Here is a 14,799-nt window from a genome sequence, read left to right on the forward strand (position 1 = left end):
CAGATGTTTAAAAATAACCCCCTATCCCAAATCGAGATAGGAGGCTACACGCATTAATTAAAGCCATACATTTTTCGCGCAAGTTTGTAAACACCCAACGCCGTTTTTCTGCCTAGTTTCCATGGTAAATTAACCCCGGTTCCAAACAAGCCCCAGCGTAATTCCCGGTAAAGGTGAGCATCTTTGCGTTTAATATAATTCCACAAAGCAGTCTTCTTACGCAAGCTCTCCTTACTACCATCCTTTAGCAATAAGATAGAAGAAACAGTGGTAATGATTTCTAGATAGCGGAACATGTAATTAGCTAGCGCCGGGTCAAGCTGGGCTTCATTTTTGGCGTAGAAATTAATCATTAACCGGTTAACCTTTAGCTGCTGATCAATACGCCCAATCATTACTTGTTCGTTAACAGACTGATCGTCACGACCGATGAAGTAATGGTAGAAATTAACATCTAGGTAATAGATATTCTTTACATACCGTAAAGGCTCGAAGACATAGAGGTTGTCGACATAAAAGGTATGGTGAGGTAGCTCTAATTGGGCTTGCCCTACCACAACATCGCGCCGATAAATTACCGAGTGCATCAGCAAGTATTTACCCAACGGAAAATGAACTTCATCCCAAGAAAAGACCCGGTCGGTCGGTAAAAAGCTACTATATTCCATAGCCTTTTTATGCTTAACTCCTTGCTTATCGTAGATGAAATTGCTGATTAACATATCAACTGCATCTTTTTTAAGACTTTCCTTTTCTAAAAAGTCCAAAATTTCTCGCAAGGCATTTTCATCAACCCAGTCATCACTATCAACTACTTTCACAAAAAAACCAGTGGCAGCGTGTAACCCAGTCGTAACTGCTTTACCGTGGCCACCATTTTCTTGGTGTAGTGCCCGCACAATTTCTGGGTAACGTTGCTCATAATCGTCCGCAATCTGGGCGGTGTTATCCTTAGAACCATCATCCACCAACAATATTTCCAGCCGTTCGCCCCCAGTTAACAGGGTTTCAATGGCATGCTCCATGTAATCTTGAGCATTATAACAAGGAATGATGACACTTAATATTTTCATAAAAAACAATCCTAACTTTTACATAGTCCTTTTTATTTTAGCATTTTTTACCAAAACAATGAATGTTTATTCTGAAAATTCTTTTCGCAAGCATTGAACCGCCCTTTTAGCTACAACTGTGTTATACTTAGTTAATAAATGTTTAGGAAGGGACTTGATTAGATGAGCTTATATCAATTATACGCTGGCTGCTTTTTTTTCGTAGAAGAAGTTGATAAGACCTCTTTTCAATACCTACTCTACCTCCGCCTTCCTTATTATTTGGCTGACAGAGTCGGGTTGGACCCAGCAGATGAAAACCTGCTTCCCGCCCTTAACTACTCATTTGATTACCAGCTAAATTCAACGCACGACCGCTTCACCCAGCTACTAGCACATATCCACTTGAATCACCAAGATTTCACCTTGGACTTATTAAAAATGCCTGAACTGTGCTTCATTACCAAGCACCGCTGCAAGGAAGTTAAGGTGACAGACGAGAATAGTGAATATTTTGGCCAAGTGATGCAAGAAGCTTTACCTGACCCCGAAGCCGTCTACCTAGATCCAAATGAAATTGCCTATAAGCTGACCCCCGAGGATATGCCCTTAGTTGAGTGGACCCTCAATTTCGAGCCCCTCGACACCTATGAAGAATTGATTAATTACTATCACAACGATAACTAGCTTAAACTAAACCAGCCTATGATTGAAACGTGAGCATTCAATCATAGGCTGGTTATATTTATAGCAGTATTCTCAAGTAGAGGCACCTAATATCTTTACATTCCTCTTAAGTTAAATAGATTCCCCTAGTTGGGGTTACATCAAAGCTATCCTGGACGGCATTTACATTCCTCTTAAGTTAAATAGATCCCTAAACCCCGAGTAACGATTGCGAGCGTGAACGGCTTTACATTCCTCTTAAGTTAAATAGATCCTCTGTACTACCAACTAGTTTTCACATACATTCTGTCTATCACCAAATTCCATCCTCAACTATATATTACTTTTTTTCCTAAATCCTTTCAAGACCTATAATATCAACCTTTTTATAGTCTGTCGATACCAGTACTATTTCACCTTATCTTAGGTCGACAGATGCCAGCACTCTATAACAAAATGTAACTAGTAAAAAATGTACTTCACCACAACACTCCATATGCAAACAATTTTGCAGCTAAAATTTCTTACGAGAAAAAGTTCAGTAAACTAAGAAGCATGATGACGCTTATCCTAAAAGCATTAAGAATATCGATAATAATCACTTAATCCAAACCTTAAATACCCTACTTAATAACAGATAAAAATTTGGTCCACGTTTTGAATATAGCTAATCCTAAATTTGCTAAATACTCAAATAGCCCTATTGAAGGAATCAAACGTAAAATCAAGTTACTTAGACGCCTTAGTTTCGTCATGCCTAATTTCACCAACATGAAGAAAAACATTATTCTGTTGTTGAACTTCAAGCCAAAGAAAAAGAATCCTAAGAAAAACGCATTGATTTCTTAGAGTCCTTTAAAAATATTGCACCCAAGGTTTTGAATAGAGCCAAAATAAGCAGTTTTACGACATGTTCAGGTCGAAATATTATAATTTAGTCGCATTCACTTCACGCGCTAACTTCTTTACTAAATTCATGTTAGCAAACTCTGGCTTTATCAAAATATCTATATTGAGTGTTATGTGCATTTTAGAATCCTCGGCATTATCAGCGTATTCTACGTCTTTTATATACACTATAATCTTATCATCCATGCATCCTTATGCTCTATCCCAAATTGCTTCAAGCTCAATAGCCTCTAATGACGGATTTCCGTAGGGAGCGGTAGCACTACTCCCAATAGCCATTAAAATTTTGTTATCAATCATATCTGTTTGTGAATCCGTCACTGTTAATTCAATATCAGGTTCACGACTGGATACATATTGTTCACAGATAGCAAAAATATCAGGAAAATGTTGCCGTATAAAATCATAATCGACTTTACTAAAATATAGATAACCAACCTCTGGCATTTTTGTTCCCACCTTTTTTACTTCTAAGTCCAAGTACTTAAAAATAGTAATTACTTTGATTAAAGAACCTTTTGCTTTGCCTGCACCTGTTTTCCCAATCGCTAAACCTTCTACGATTCTCCAGCCAAGTCACTATTCCTTATGGCGTTAATATCATCCAATAGTATATTTATTGATTATTATCATCCCTGTTAAGTTAAATAGAATCACTACACTCTCCAAACCTTGTACTATCAACTAGCACATATATTTTGGCTATCATCTACATTCATTCTACGAAAAAATCTATTATTTCCACTTTTAAAATAAATATGATTGCCGATATACTTTTTATTGTGAATGCTTTACTTTAAATAATTCTCTCTCATATAATCATCAAATTCTTTTAAACTTTTACGCAATTCAGGGTCATTTTTCTCTCTCTCTGCAATTTTTCTTCTTAATTTCTTCTCCTCTTCAGGGGACAAGCAATCTGTATCATCAACATCCATCCATGTTGGTCTTTGATTATTTTCGCACATAGTTAAATACCTCCTCATCATAAAGTCTATCTGTTGCCTTTAGAACTGACTCTCACTTTTGTATAATCTACATTCGTTTGTCTTCTCCTTCAAAACAAGAAGCACCCATAATATTTGGAATGCTATATTAGTATATTGCATTTGTTACTAACGGTAATACTTCTTCTAAAGGCATATCATCTATTTTCATATCTAGAACTTCATTCATTGTCATAAATAACGGGACATCTGGTTTAAGACTACAAAAAATCATCCATTTATCTGACTTTGCGTCAGGCTCAATAAAGTAGTTTATTCCTTTGTAGTCAAATGAAACTTCCATAGCCATATCCATTGCTTCTCTTAAGTCGCTAATTGTCATATTCTTGCCACCTTTTCACAAGTTCCAATTCTTCATCAATTAACGGAATATTTGAATCTTTACTTCTTTTTTATATTCATACCATTTTTGCTTTTATATAGTTCGTTTATACTTATGGGAAACTACTTTATGATGTTTTTGATTACCATAATTGGTTAAATCGAAGTCAACAAGTACGTATCCTCCATTATTACATAAACGGTACTGTACTACTTTGCCTTCAACATATCTTGCCTGTACAGACTTAGAGCAGGTTTTTGTTTTTTCTGGAATTTTTTAGTTAGGCTGATACTTGACTAGTGTTGTATCTAGATACTTAACGATATAACTAACATCCACAATTAGGATGAACAGGAATTATAGGAAAATCTTTAACCTTATCCCCCCCTTACCCCAGCTATTGTCTTAATTACCTATTTAAGGCACAATCATGACAATTACTTAGTCCTTTATACTACTTGCAGAAATCATAGTCATTACGTTTCAAACTATGTCATTGTATTGTAATCTTAGTTTGAACTCATGCTACTTCTATTCTAGTAATTCGTTGAGTTGAATAAGTTACATACCTCTTAAGTTAAATAGATTCTTAAAAATCCCTTAAAAAGAACATAAGTTTATATAACTTTACATTCCTATTAAGTTAAATAGATTCTCTTACATCATATGCGTTCTTAATCGAGTATCTCCATTTACATTCCTATTAAATTAAGGGAACTATATACCAGTTTACACAAAGGCTAAACAATCGTTGACAGGACGGTTGTTTTCTTCTTTCAATATTTTAATTCTATTTTTACACTAAAATATAGATTTTAAACTAATTGAATTATAGTATGATTATCAAATACGAAAGGAGTTGTAGTCCATGTTAAAAGAATTTAAATCACTTTTTGATATTCAACAAGCATTTCCAGATGAACAGTCTTGCATTAATCATTTAGAAGAATTGCGTTGGGCAGGTTTAGTTACTAGCCCTTTTGACCCTACTTCTAAAGTATATAAGTGTACTAAAAATCGTTACCGTTGTAAGAACACAGGTAAGTATTTTAATGTTAAAACAGGAACTTTATTTGACAATACCAAGGTTAAATTGCAAAAATGGTTTATTGCAATTTGGCTTGTTACCGGTCATAAAAAAGGCATTTCATCCGCTCAATTAGGACGTGATATTGGTGTAACACAAAAGACAGCTTGGTTCATGCTACAACGTATCCGTAAATGCTTTAACATTGAAAATGATAATCATTTAAACGGAGATGTTGAAGTTGATGAAGCATACATTGGTGGTAAAAACAGTAATCGTCATGCTGATAAGAAAGTAAAAAACAGCCAAGGTAGGTCTGTTAAGGATAAGACTGCTGTTGTTGGTATGGTAGAACGTGATGGTAAAGCTAACATTATTCAAGTAGAAGATATTAAAACTAAGACTTTAACCGATTTAGTAACAACATACATTACTCAACAAGCCAATGTTCACACCGATGAATATATCGGTTATAATCATATTGGTACTATGTACAACCACCAAATCGTACATCATGCTTTAGGCGAGTTTGCTAATGATGATGTAACTACTAATCGTGTTGAAAGTCTATGGGCAATTATTAAGCGTGGTGTCATGGGTATTTATCATTTTTGGTCTAAGAAACACTTACCATTTTACTTAGATGAATTTGTATTCAGATTTAATACTCGTAATGTATCAGAAAGTTATCGTTTTAATTACCTATTAGCAAATATGACAGTTAGGACTACATACAAGGAGTTAGTTTATGGATAAGCAACTATATATTAACGAATTAAAGCGTGTTTTCCTGACTGATGATAACTTAAAATCTACTATTACTCCTAATAATCAAGATATGTATTTTACATTTCAGCAACGTACATTTGAATTATGGGGACTAAATGCTAATGACTTGAGCGAGATTAGACGGAAGTATGACTTTGTTATAAAATCTGTACAAGCATACTTAACTGGTGATGATAAACAACTATTAGAAGTCAATACCCTATTAGAAGTATCTAGTACCAAGAAACAATTTAATGAGTTATACACAAAAAAATACGGTGTAGTCATTGAAAAAATAGACAGCTATGCTAAAAAATCAAAAGAACTATCGTCATTTGATAATAAGTTAGTAACTGCCTTAAATTACAACTGGAAGGAAGATGAATAGTATGAGAATAGTCAAGTCAAGTCAAGTCAAGTCAAGTCAAGTCAAGTCAAGTCAAGTCAAGTCAAGTCAAGTCAAGTCAAGTTGATTATGTAAATAGTCAATGTTTCTTTGTCAAGGCTTTTTTTAATAGTTCGCTATCTTTTTTTGATGGTGAGCTATTTTTAGTGCCATCACGAAAGGTGGTGGCATAATGCAACGTGTTAACATGATTAATACTGTCGGTAGAACATACTTACGCTCTAACCTAGAATCCGCCGATGAGTGGAGTTATGCTAGATACGTGGGAGGACAAAATAAATTACTAAAATTATTAGGTAAAGAAAAGAAGCCTGAACCCTTTAACTTTAAATTGGACATAAGATTTACTGATAATGACGACCCAAACAAAAGTAACTACTCTATTTTAATAGAGACAAAACATATAGCAACAGAAAAAGATGTGGAACAGCTCAAAGCGTATGTAGATGAGGAACATGCTATATTTCCAAGGCATAGAGTAATTGCAATATTAGCTAACATTGATAATGATGAAATACGTGTTTGGAAAGACACGGTAGATGATATAGGTCTTCTCAAGGATGAAAAAACACTTGAAAATTTTGAATATTATAAAAATCTATTCTCATTAAAAAAACAAAATGACAGGGAAACTGTTATGAAAAACACCTATGCTCTTAATGAAACATTGTTAAAGCTTGGTATAGAAGAAAAAAATAGGAGTCAGTTTGTAGGGACATGCTTGCTCTTTATAAAAGATAAAATTTCTGATTTTTCTAATGATAATTATATAAATCAAGATGTTGTTAATGAATTTAAAAAATATATTGAAAAACTAAAACCGATAGAAATTCGTGCTGGTATCGAAGGTACTTTGGATGGGTTACTCAATAATTCGAAGAATAAAGAAAAGAAAATTGAGTTACTGAAAAAGAAAGTGCTTGAGGAACAACATATAAAGGAATTAACATCAACTCAATGGAGTAATATTTTAGGTACTATTTCTGGAGACATATATCGTTATATTGATATAAATTCGTCAGAAGGTCAAGATATTCTTAATTTGTTCTTTATTACTTTCAATAAATATGCTGGTAAGAGTGATAAAAATCAAGCCTTCACTCCAGACCATATAACTGATTTCATGGTAAAATTAACAGAGGTTAATAAAGATTCAGTAGTATTAGATGCAACTTGTGGCTCGGGTTCTTTCTTAGTACAAGCCATGGTTAAAGAATTTACGGATGCCAAAAGAGTAAATTCTAGTGAAGAGATTAGAAAGAGTATCAAAGAAATTAAAAATAATCATATATATGGAATTGAAAAGGAAGAAATTGCATATGGACTTGCAACGACCAATATGTTGATTCATGGAGATGGTAATTCTAACATTGAATTAGGTAATTGCTTTGATGAAAGTATGCAACAATTTATCAAAAATGCTAAGCCATCTGTGGTATTAATGAATCCGCCATATAATGCTATACCTAATACAATTCCTGACATATATAAAAATAGGTGGAGTGACACAGCAAAAAAAGGAAAAACAGACCCTACAAAAGGTTTAGTATTTGTGAAATATATTTCAGATATTGCCAAAAGTGAAAAGTGGACTAATACTAAATTGGCTGTACTCCTTCCTCTCCAAACTGCAATAGGAACTAAAAATTCACCAATTCCTACTCTAAAGAACGAAATTCTTAAAGATTCCACTTTAGAAGCTGTATTCACTTTGCCTAAAGATACGTTTTACCCTGGAGCAAATGTTCAACCTTGTTGCATGGTTTTTACATTAAATAAGCCTCATCTCATTAATGGAAAACCTAGAAAAAAAACATTTTTTGGATATTGTAGAGAAGACGGATTTAAGAAAAAAAGAAACGCTGGACGAATAGAACAATTTAAAAATGGCACAAGTTTGTGGAAAGAATATGAGCAAGAATGGCTCAGACTTTATAATAATAAAGAAACTGTAACAGGAAAATCTATTCTAGAGTATGTAGATGGCGATAAAGAATGGTTAGCTGAAGCATATATGGATACGAGCTATGCAGATTTAAAACAATCTTCTTTTGAAAAAAATATAAAAGAACTTTTGTCTTTCAACGTTAAGTATAGTACTTTTGATTTTTCAAAAAAAAATCAAAATTTAAAAATTCCTGTTTTAAAGTCTAAAACTTGGAAAAAATTTAAAATATGTAATCTCTTTAATCTTGAATCGGCAAACGGCACCACAACTGATTCTCTTGTAGAGGGAGGGGATACAGTGTATATAGCTGCAAAAAAGGAAAATAATGGTGTTAAAATGCTTGTAGAGAGAGATGAAGACTTTATTACAAAAGGAAATTGTATTGTATTCATTACTTTGGGCGAAGGCAGTGCAGGGTTTTCTTTATACCAGCCTATTGATTTTATAGGAATGAGCGGTAAAATCTTGGTAGGACGTCTGAAAAACTTTAATCTGAATAAGTATATCGGAATATTTCTTGTTACGATTCTTGACAAGGAACGTTTTAGATACGCATTCGGTAGAAGTTGGGCGGGCGACAGACTTAAGAATACCGAAATTATGCTTCCTGTTTTAACTGATAGGGACGGAAAACCTATTACGGATTCATTGAACGGTGACCCTGATAATGGGTTCGTTCCAGACTGGCAGTTTATGGAAAATTATATTAAATCATTACCTAATGGCGACTTGATATAAAAAATACCGAGAACTTAGAATTTTTGTTCTCGGTATTTTTTGTATGTTCTTTGTGTAAACTGGTATATAGTTCCCTAAATTAAATAGATTCACAGTATCGTTATTGGACTCAATGAAATAGAGGTCTATTTACATTCCTCTTAAGTTAAATAAATTCGTGTCCCTAAAATGTTAGTAACTAACCCCTGGTTGATTTTAGTTTACATTCCTCTTAAGTTAAATAAATTCTTTTATTACTTCGTTGGTGAGGTGCAGAACGGTCCCGAGTTTACATTCCTCTTAAGTTAAATAAATTCCTACATCAGATTGCACTGACCCGAACGGATAAAGCACTGGTTTACATTCCTCTTAAGTTAAATAAATTCCCCCTTGAATCCAATCAGCGAACCAGGGCAATTTAGTTTACATTCCTCTTAAGTTAAATAAATTCCAAGCTAGATAGTAAGTCGGTAAGGATTAAAGGTAGTTTACATTCCTCTTAAGTTAAATAAATTCATTGAACGTCCTTTCGTTGTCAGAAAAGACCGTGCGGTTTACATTCCTCTTAAGTTAAATAAATTCTTAATGATATAATAGGTTTAACAAGTTATAAAAAAGGGTTTACATTCCTCTTAAGTTAAATAAATTCACTTATATGACGGCTGTCCTCTTAATTCAAAATTTGGTTTACATTCCTCTTAAGTTAAATAAATTCGAAATTCAATCTGCTGCAATCAAAGCTGCTAAGAAAGGTTTACATTCCTCTTAAGTTAAATAAATTCCAAAGACTGCTTAATAGCATTATCTAAGTTATAGCTGTTTACATTCCTCTTAAGTTAAATAAATTCACTGCACTCCCAAACCCCCGTACTACCAACTAGTTTTCACATACATTCTGTCTATCACTAAATTTCACTCTCAATTACATATTACTTTTTTCCATAAATTCTTTCAAGTCCCTTAATATCAACCTTTTTGTTATCTGTCGATACTAGTACTGTTTCACCTTATCTTAGGTCGACAGATACTAGCGCTCTATAACAAAATATCACTAGTAAAAATGCACTTCACCACAACAATTTTGCAGCTAAATTTTCTTATGGGAAAAAGTCCAGTGAACCAAGAAACGTGATGAGGCTTACCCTAAAAACGTTAAAAACATCGATAATAATCACTTAATTCAAACCTTAAATACCCTACTTAACAACGGATAAAAAACTAGCCTATGTTTTGAATGCCGCTAATCCTAAATTTGCTAAATACTCAAATGGCCCTATTGAAGGAATCGACCGTAAAATCAAGCTACTCAGACGCCTTAGTTTCAGCATGTCTAATTTCACCAATATGAAGAAACGCATCATTCTTTGGTTGAATTTCAAGCCAAAGAAAAAGAATTATAAGAAAATTGCACTGATTTCTTATAATTCTTTGAAAATGATGCACACAAAGTTTTGGGTAGAGCCATTTCTACAATCTAAATATCCATTTAAATATACCACCAACAAAAGTAAAAAAACCAATGATAAAGAAAGCATAAACAAGTATCTCGTCAATGGATGGCCAGCCTAGCGCTCCCCAAATCATTCCTAAAATTAAACCAACCAAAGCACCAACTGCCATCCATAACAAAGTTATGCCGTCGCCTTTTTTCCATTTATACAGTTTCATCCACTTCACCTCCATTGATGTTATTGTTTTATCACCTAAAGAACTTTCCTATAATTATGAAGGGAAGAACAAGAAGTATGATGCCTCCAAATAAAAACATATATACAAGGTTTTTGAAAGCATGAAATAACTTAATAAATAGTTCGACTACTGTAATATCATATATACCACAAATCAAAGCGATAATAACACCAATCGCAACTGTAATTCCACAAATAACTGCATAAAAAATATGTTTTCCATTTATATAGTTTAACTCCACACTCTCGCCAACGCTAATTTTATCTACTTTTTTCCTTCGCAATTTAAATATTCGATTAACTACCACACCAATAAAGTAAGAAAAACAATAAATAATCAAAAAAGATGACCATACTCGTTTTATTAAATCCAAACCAAAAACTGAGGAAAACCAAATTAGTATAGCACCAAGTAAAATACCAACTAAAACAACTAACCAGTCATCTTTTGTTACTTTGTGTCTCTTAAATTTCATTTTCCCCACCTCCATCGGCGCTATGCGTTTATTTTCACTATCTATAGTTTGAAGATTCCAGCAATAAGTGAAATAAGACCACAGATAAATAGAAATACAAAAAAATAGACAACGGCATCATTATATGCATTATATATAGCATCCCCAACGTTAGGGAAAAACAAATATAATACAATAACAATAATCACCGGGGTTGCCATTTTTATACCATCGCCCTTTTTAGGCTTATACAATTTCATCTTTCCCACCTCCATTGGTGTGATCAGTTTTTTTCTGTATTTATTATACCACCTTCAAGGAATTTTCCCTTCGCGGAAATTTCGTCATAAACGATGATTTTATACTACCCTTCCTAGTAGTTATGCCTCCCGAACTTTTCCTAAAGCCTACTTGGAATTTACTAGTTTTCATACCCTTTTCTATATCTACTTTAAAGAGAACGTATCAGTGCTTACCATCATCCATGCTTTTCCCTCCAAAATATAAAAGTACTCACCTTATTTTTTGAATACTTGAGCTTTATAAAACTTAACAATTTGGCCTACACTGATTTTATCAGTTTTGTCTACTACAAACGTATTTCTATCTGAAATAGGAACTCCAATAATAGTACACGTTATATCATTGATTTTAGCTTGATCACCAATCCATATTTCTTCTGGTAATTCTTTGTTAGTAATTAAAACAGTTCTTTTAGGAGCTGAAAATTTATTAATAATTTTTATCTCATCCATTTTTCACTTTCTCCTTCCAAGATTGTAAGTTAGCTTCAATTTCTAGAATTTCTTCTTCATTTATATTTCTCCTAAGTTAAATAGAATCTACCTTAAATACGTTTTCGATACACCCATAATCTCTGTCAGAAATCGTGAATGCTCGTCAACATTCACAATCTAATCTTTCTTAATTTTCTTCTAACTTATTAGATACCGTTTTTTTACTGAAGATACTAAAGACTAATAACTTTTCACAGACCTGCATCCAATACGTTACCATATGGACTCTTTATCCCATACTTCACTGTGATGTCCATCTTTTCATCCTTAACAGTAGATATCAAAAAAGAGCCTTTGCAGACTCACTCTCGTTCTTACAATCTAAATATCCATTTAAAGATACCGCCAATAAAGGTAATAAAGCCAACAATAAAGAAAACCGGAATGATTATATCATCAATTGAAGTAACACCTAAAATCGAGAGTGGCAATGCAATAACGCCACCAATTAAAATAGCTACTAAACACCCTAATAGCTGTTTTCCATCGCCTTTTTTCCATTTATACAATTTCATCTTTCCCACTTCCATTGGCGCTATACGTCTATATCTACGCTAATTATACCACCTTCAAGGAGTTTTCCCTTCGCGGAAATTTCGTCACAAACAATGTTTTTATACTACTCTTCCTAGTAGTTACGCCTTCCGAACTTTCCCTAAAGCTTACTTGGAATTAACTAGTTTTCACACCCGTTCTGCCTAGCAACCGTTTTCACTCTCAACTATATATGCTTTTTTCCGTCAATTCTTTCCAAAACAGTAGTTTCAACCTTTTGTTTCCTATCGAAATTAGCACTATTTTACCTTCAACCAACAGACATAATTACATCACCAGTAAAAAATTTAGAATGAAAAGGGACAACTATCTCTAGCTGCCCCTTCTTTCAATAACCTATGTTGTAACTATCATTATTTTCCTAGCCTAAAGCTACTACCATCCATTCAAGTAATCAATCAATTTTTGAAGATATGGATAAGTTTTTTATCTCTCTATACTCAATTGCGAAAAGCTGCCATATCTATGACTTTAGCATTACTATAATAATCTTTCTTCACTTCTAAATATTGATCAAAAAAATCATTGTCTAAGCTAAATAATTTAATAAGAAATTTAGGTAGTAGATTAGATTGACTCAACATTTCATCTAAGTTTACTACTTTCTTATCAAGCACAAATTTTAGAAGCGAACGAACCTTTCCCGGCCTTATCGGTGGAAGTTCATTATCTAATGGCTCAATTTGCCTATAACCTTTTTTGGTTAATTGTCCCCAAAAATATCGATTCTCCTGATAAGTTATCAGTTTCAATCCATAAGCCCTCATCTCCAAAGCAGCAATTGAAACCAAGTACTTTCTTTTTAACTCAATATAGTAATCCGGATTAGATTTCCTTTTTAAGGCTAAAAAATCATTAGTAAACTCTGTTTCTGGTAAAAGAAAGATAGACGCAAATAAATCTGCTTCCTTTTCAATAACTTTTAATTCAGTAGCTACTAAAATATCCATGTCTATATTAGCATGTAATAGTAAGTGTCCTAATTCATGAGCTAAATCAAAATTTCTTCTAACAGCAGACTTTTTGAACGTCCCCAAAATTATATACAAGCGACCATCATTTGTAACTGTACTATAGGCATCAATCTGTGCGCCTAAATTCTTTTCAAGAATATAAATCCCACTACGCTCGAGGATATACATCAAATTTTTATTATCATTTAGAGCTAATTTTCTTCTCGCAAATGTAGCAATTACTTTAATTAACTCATTTCTTTCCAAGTTACTTTCTTTAAGCATTCGCAGGCATTCTTTTCTGATAGCTATTATAGATTCTTGAGGCAACAACAGATTTTGTTCAAAGTAGTTGATATAATAGTCAACGTAGTTCAAAAAAGTTAGTTCCAGCTTGGTCTTTTTTCTTGACTCCCTATCCTTCGTCCTATATGCAATCCTTTCCTCACTAACCTTATCAATAAGATTGCTGGGTGAAAAAAAGTACTTTGTTTCTACATTAAATAAACCACGCAATTGATTCAATATTTCAATTCGAGGTAACATAAGCCCATTTTCATATTGCCATACTGCTTGTTCAGTTATATTCAATTTGTCTGCTAGTTCTTTGCGAGAGAGACCGTTCAATTTCCTAAGGCTACTTAGTTCCTCCCCATAAAACATGAAAATCATCCTAACTTTTTACTTAATTTGCTTCTTTTGTATCAGTTTGTTTCTCGCTAGCAACCTCATATCCAAATGTTTGATTTTCATCGTAAATACCATCCGGAAGTTTATCAGTCTTAGCAACTTCAAGTTCTTCATCACTAATTGAATAGGTGCTATTCTCTATTAAAGGTGTTAAATCCGCAACTTCAATTAAAGTCATTTCCGCTTGATTTGGTATTGTCAAAGCGATTTTACTAATCATTTTAGATTGAGAATCAAATTCATATGTCACAATATAAAACCGATCGTAACTTACAGCATTTTCAATGCGTTATCTCTTTATTCTCTCTTCCGAATCCTGGAAGTTCTAGTTGAACAACTTTTTCAGATGGGACTGTTTTCAAAACAGTCCTGTCAATAAACGAATTATTTATACCAGCATATTCACGTAAATAGCTATTCGTTTTAGCGCCATCCGTTTGCCCATTGAAAGCCTTCTTAATTCCCCGACTATTTTTCACGATTATCAAGTACTTCTCACCACTAGTATCTTCCAAAATAAATTGAAGATATTCCCAAGCATATCCAGCTTTCTCCACCGAGCTTTTAACTTGCCTATATTTTTCAAATTCTTTGTATACACTAGAATCAATATGATTACCTTTTGTCCAGGCATACGCTGCGCTAACCCTTAAAGCATTATAAGCTTGTCTTCTTGCCTCAAGATAATCTTTATACCCATTCAAAATACCATCTACAATTGCTTGACATAATTCGCTTGGTAAGGAAATATTGCTATCCATCCGCTCCACCTCATATTTTCTTTATGTAATTAATTATACTTCTTTCTTTAAAAAAAGAAAGTATTTTACTCTGTTTTT

The 14,799-nt window shown here is 33.3% G+C and carries 17 protein-coding genes, 1 pseudogene and 1 CRISPR repeat array; of the genes and pseudogenes, 5 read left to right on the forward strand and 13 right to left on the reverse strand.

Going from position 1 to position 14,799, the window contains the following annotated elements; all coding sequences use genetic code 11:
- Nucleotides 1-53: 53 nt before the first annotated feature.
- On the reverse strand, nt 54-1,073 hold the full coding sequence (locus N4597_RS06230; protein WP_089144198.1) for a glycosyltransferase family 2 protein: 1,020 nt from the start codon (nt 1,071-1,073) through the stop codon (nt 54-56).
- A 162-nt stretch (nt 1,074-1,235) separates the two neighbouring features.
- Between N4597_RS06230 and N4597_RS06235 the strand changes: the two genes are divergently transcribed.
- Nucleotides 1,236-1,739 (forward strand): hypothetical protein, encoded by a 504-nt coding sequence (locus tag N4597_RS06235; protein WP_089144199.1) that lies wholly within the window; start codon nt 1,236-1,238, stop codon nt 1,737-1,739.
- Between the two features lie 906 nt (nt 1,740-2,645).
- On the opposite strand, the gene N4597_RS06245 is transcribed toward N4597_RS06235, so the two are convergent.
- From N4597_RS06245 to N4597_RS06260, 4 genes are all read right to left on the reverse strand, one after another.
- Complete coding sequence (locus N4597_RS06245; RefSeq protein ID WP_260902931.1) at nt 2,646-2,813, reverse strand: hypothetical protein; 168 nt, start codon at nt 2,811-2,813, stop codon at nt 2,646-2,648.
- A 6-nt stretch (nt 2,814-2,819) separates the two neighbouring features.
- Entirely contained in the window at nt 2,820-3,074 is a 255-nt protein-coding gene (locus N4597_RS06250; RefSeq protein ID WP_167588656.1) for a hypothetical protein, read from the reverse strand.
- A 344-nt stretch (nt 3,075-3,418) separates the two neighbouring features.
- Nucleotides 3,419-3,595, reverse strand: a complete 177-nt coding sequence (locus tag N4597_RS06255; protein ID WP_202022646.1) for a hypothetical protein — start codon at nt 3,593-3,595, stop codon at nt 3,419-3,421.
- 127 nt (nt 3,596-3,722) lie between these two features.
- Nucleotides 3,723-3,956: a hypothetical protein gene (locus N4597_RS06260; RefSeq protein ID WP_260902933.1), complete on the reverse strand. Its 234-nt coding sequence runs from the start codon at nt 3,954-3,956 to the stop codon at nt 3,723-3,725.
- An 868-nt stretch (nt 3,957-4,824) separates the two neighbouring features.
- On the opposite strand from N4597_RS06260, the gene N4597_RS06265 reads away from it, so the two are divergent.
- From N4597_RS06265 to N4597_RS10745, 4 genes and pseudogenes are all read left to right on the forward strand, one after another.
- Complete coding sequence (locus N4597_RS06265) at nt 4,825-5,739, forward strand: IS1595 family transposase (RefSeq protein ID WP_260902935.1); 915 nt, start codon at nt 4,825-4,827, stop codon at nt 5,737-5,739.
- Entirely contained in the window at nt 5,732-6,139 is a 408-nt protein-coding gene (locus N4597_RS06270; protein WP_260902938.1) for a hypothetical protein, read from the forward strand. Before N4597_RS06265 ends, N4597_RS06270 begins: the two co-directional genes overlap by 8 nt.
- A 190-nt stretch (nt 6,140-6,329) precedes the next feature.
- Nucleotides 6,330-8,843, forward strand: a complete 2,514-nt coding sequence (locus N4597_RS06275) for an N-6 DNA methylase (protein ID WP_260902940.1) — start codon at nt 6,330-6,332, stop codon at nt 8,841-8,843.
- A 126-nt stretch (nt 8,844-8,969) separates the two neighbouring features.
- A CRISPR array of direct repeats spans nt 8,970-9,670; the repeat unit is 31 nt; unit sequence GGTTTACATTCCTCTTAAGTTAAATAAATTC.
- A 343-nt stretch (nt 9,671-10,013) separates the two neighbouring features.
- Nucleotides 10,014-10,169 (forward strand): annotated as a pseudogene (locus tag N4597_RS10745) (transposase); the annotation flags it as partial.
- Between the two features lie 120 nt (nt 10,170-10,289).
- On the opposite strand, the gene N4597_RS06280 reads toward N4597_RS10745, so the two are convergent.
- The 8 genes from N4597_RS06280 to N4597_RS06315 all read right to left on the reverse strand — a co-directional run bounded on the left by N4597_RS06280 (nt 10,290) and on the right by N4597_RS06315 (nt 14,721).
- Entirely contained in the window at nt 10,290-10,490 is a 201-nt protein-coding gene (locus N4597_RS06280; RefSeq protein WP_260902942.1) for a hypothetical protein, read from the reverse strand.
- Between the two features lie 31 nt (nt 10,491-10,521).
- Nucleotides 10,522-10,986: a hypothetical protein gene (locus tag N4597_RS06285; protein ID WP_260902943.1), complete on the reverse strand. Its 465-nt coding sequence runs from the start codon at nt 10,984-10,986 to the stop codon at nt 10,522-10,524.
- A 41-nt stretch (nt 10,987-11,027) separates the two neighbouring features.
- Complete coding sequence (locus N4597_RS06290; protein ID WP_056977651.1) at nt 11,028-11,225, reverse strand: hypothetical protein; 198 nt, start codon at nt 11,223-11,225, stop codon at nt 11,028-11,030.
- Nucleotides 11,226-11,483: 258 nt separating this feature from the next.
- Nucleotides 11,484-11,720, reverse strand: a complete 237-nt coding sequence (locus tag N4597_RS06295; protein ID WP_260902944.1) for a hypothetical protein — start codon at nt 11,718-11,720, stop codon at nt 11,484-11,486.
- Between the two features lie 356 nt (nt 11,721-12,076).
- Nucleotides 12,077-12,277 carry a hypothetical protein gene (locus N4597_RS06300; protein ID WP_260902945.1) on the reverse strand — a complete coding sequence of 67 codons (201 nt, stop codon included), beginning with the start codon at nt 12,275-12,277 and terminating at the stop codon, nt 12,077-12,079.
- Nucleotides 12,278-12,757: 480 nt separating this feature from the next.
- Complete coding sequence (locus tag N4597_RS06305; RefSeq protein ID WP_260902946.1) at nt 12,758-13,933, reverse strand: spr1629 family repressor/antitoxin; 1,176 nt, start codon at nt 13,931-13,933, stop codon at nt 12,758-12,760.
- Nucleotides 13,934-13,955: 22 nt separating this feature from the next.
- Nucleotides 13,956-14,210 (reverse strand): hypothetical protein, encoded by a 255-nt coding sequence (locus N4597_RS06310; protein WP_260902948.1) that lies wholly within the window; start codon nt 14,208-14,210, stop codon nt 13,956-13,958.
- 31 nt (nt 14,211-14,241) lie between these two features.
- Nucleotides 14,242-14,721, reverse strand: coding sequence for a spr1630 family ClpXP-sensitive toxin (locus tag N4597_RS06315; RefSeq protein WP_260902950.1), 480 nt, complete (start codon nt 14,719-14,721; stop codon nt 14,242-14,244).
- Nucleotides 14,722-14,799 lie beyond the last annotated feature (78 nt).

Origin of the sequence: Ligilactobacillus agilis (assembly GCF_025311475.1) — a bacterium.
Taxonomy (GTDB): domain Bacteria; phylum Bacillota; class Bacilli; order Lactobacillales; family Lactobacillaceae; genus Ligilactobacillus; species Ligilactobacillus agilis.

Bases quoted from the DNA above. Each gene is read 5' to 3' on its own strand.
- N4597_RS06230 (WP_089144198.1), bottom strand. From the start codon at position 1,073: ATGAAAATATTAAGTGTCATCATTCCTTGTTATAATGCTCAAGATTAC.
- N4597_RS06235 (WP_089144199.1), top strand. From the start codon at position 1,236: ATGAGCTTATATCAATTATACGCTGGCTGCTTTTTTTTCGTAGAAGAA.
- N4597_RS06245 (WP_260902931.1), bottom strand. From the start codon at position 2,813: ATGGATGATAAGATTATAGTGTATATAAAAGACGTAGAATACGCTGAT.
- N4597_RS06250 (WP_167588656.1), bottom strand. From the start codon at position 3,074: ATGCCAGAGGTTGGTTATCTATATTTTAGTAAAGTCGATTATGATTTT.
- N4597_RS06255 (WP_202022646.1), bottom strand. From the start codon at position 3,595: ATGTGCGAAAATAATCAAAGACCAACATGGATGGATGTTGATGATACA.
- N4597_RS06260 (WP_260902933.1), bottom strand. From the start codon at position 3,956: ATGACAATTAGCGACTTAAGAGAAGCAATGGATATGGCTATGGAAGTT.
- N4597_RS06265 (WP_260902935.1), top strand. From the start codon at position 4,825: ATGTTAAAAGAATTTAAATCACTTTTTGATATTCAACAAGCATTTCCA.
- N4597_RS06270 (WP_260902938.1), top strand. From the start codon at position 5,732: ATGGATAAGCAACTATATATTAACGAATTAAAGCGTGTTTTCCTGACT.
- N4597_RS06275 (WP_260902940.1), top strand. From the start codon at position 6,330: ATGCAACGTGTTAACATGATTAATACTGTCGGTAGAACATACTTACGC.
- N4597_RS06280 (WP_260902942.1), bottom strand. From the start codon at position 10,490: ATGAAACTGTATAAATGGAAAAAAGGCGACGGCATAACTTTGTTATGG.
- N4597_RS06285 (WP_260902943.1), bottom strand. From the start codon at position 10,986: ATGAAATTTAAGAGACACAAAGTAACAAAAGATGACTGGTTAGTTGTT.
- N4597_RS06290 (WP_056977651.1), bottom strand. From the start codon at position 11,225: ATGAAATTGTATAAGCCTAAAAAGGGCGATGGTATAAAAATGGCAACC.
- N4597_RS06295 (WP_260902944.1), bottom strand. From the start codon at position 11,720: ATGGATGAGATAAAAATTATTAATAAATTTTCAGCTCCTAAAAGAACT.
- N4597_RS06300 (WP_260902945.1), bottom strand. From the start codon at position 12,277: ATGAAATTGTATAAATGGAAAAAAGGCGATGGAAAACAGCTATTAGGG.
- N4597_RS06305 (WP_260902946.1), bottom strand. From the start codon at position 13,933: ATGTTTTATGGGGAGGAACTAAGTAGCCTTAGGAAATTGAACGGTCTC.
- N4597_RS06315 (WP_260902950.1), bottom strand. From the start codon at position 14,721: ATGGATAGCAATATTTCCTTACCAAGCGAATTATGTCAAGCAATTGTA.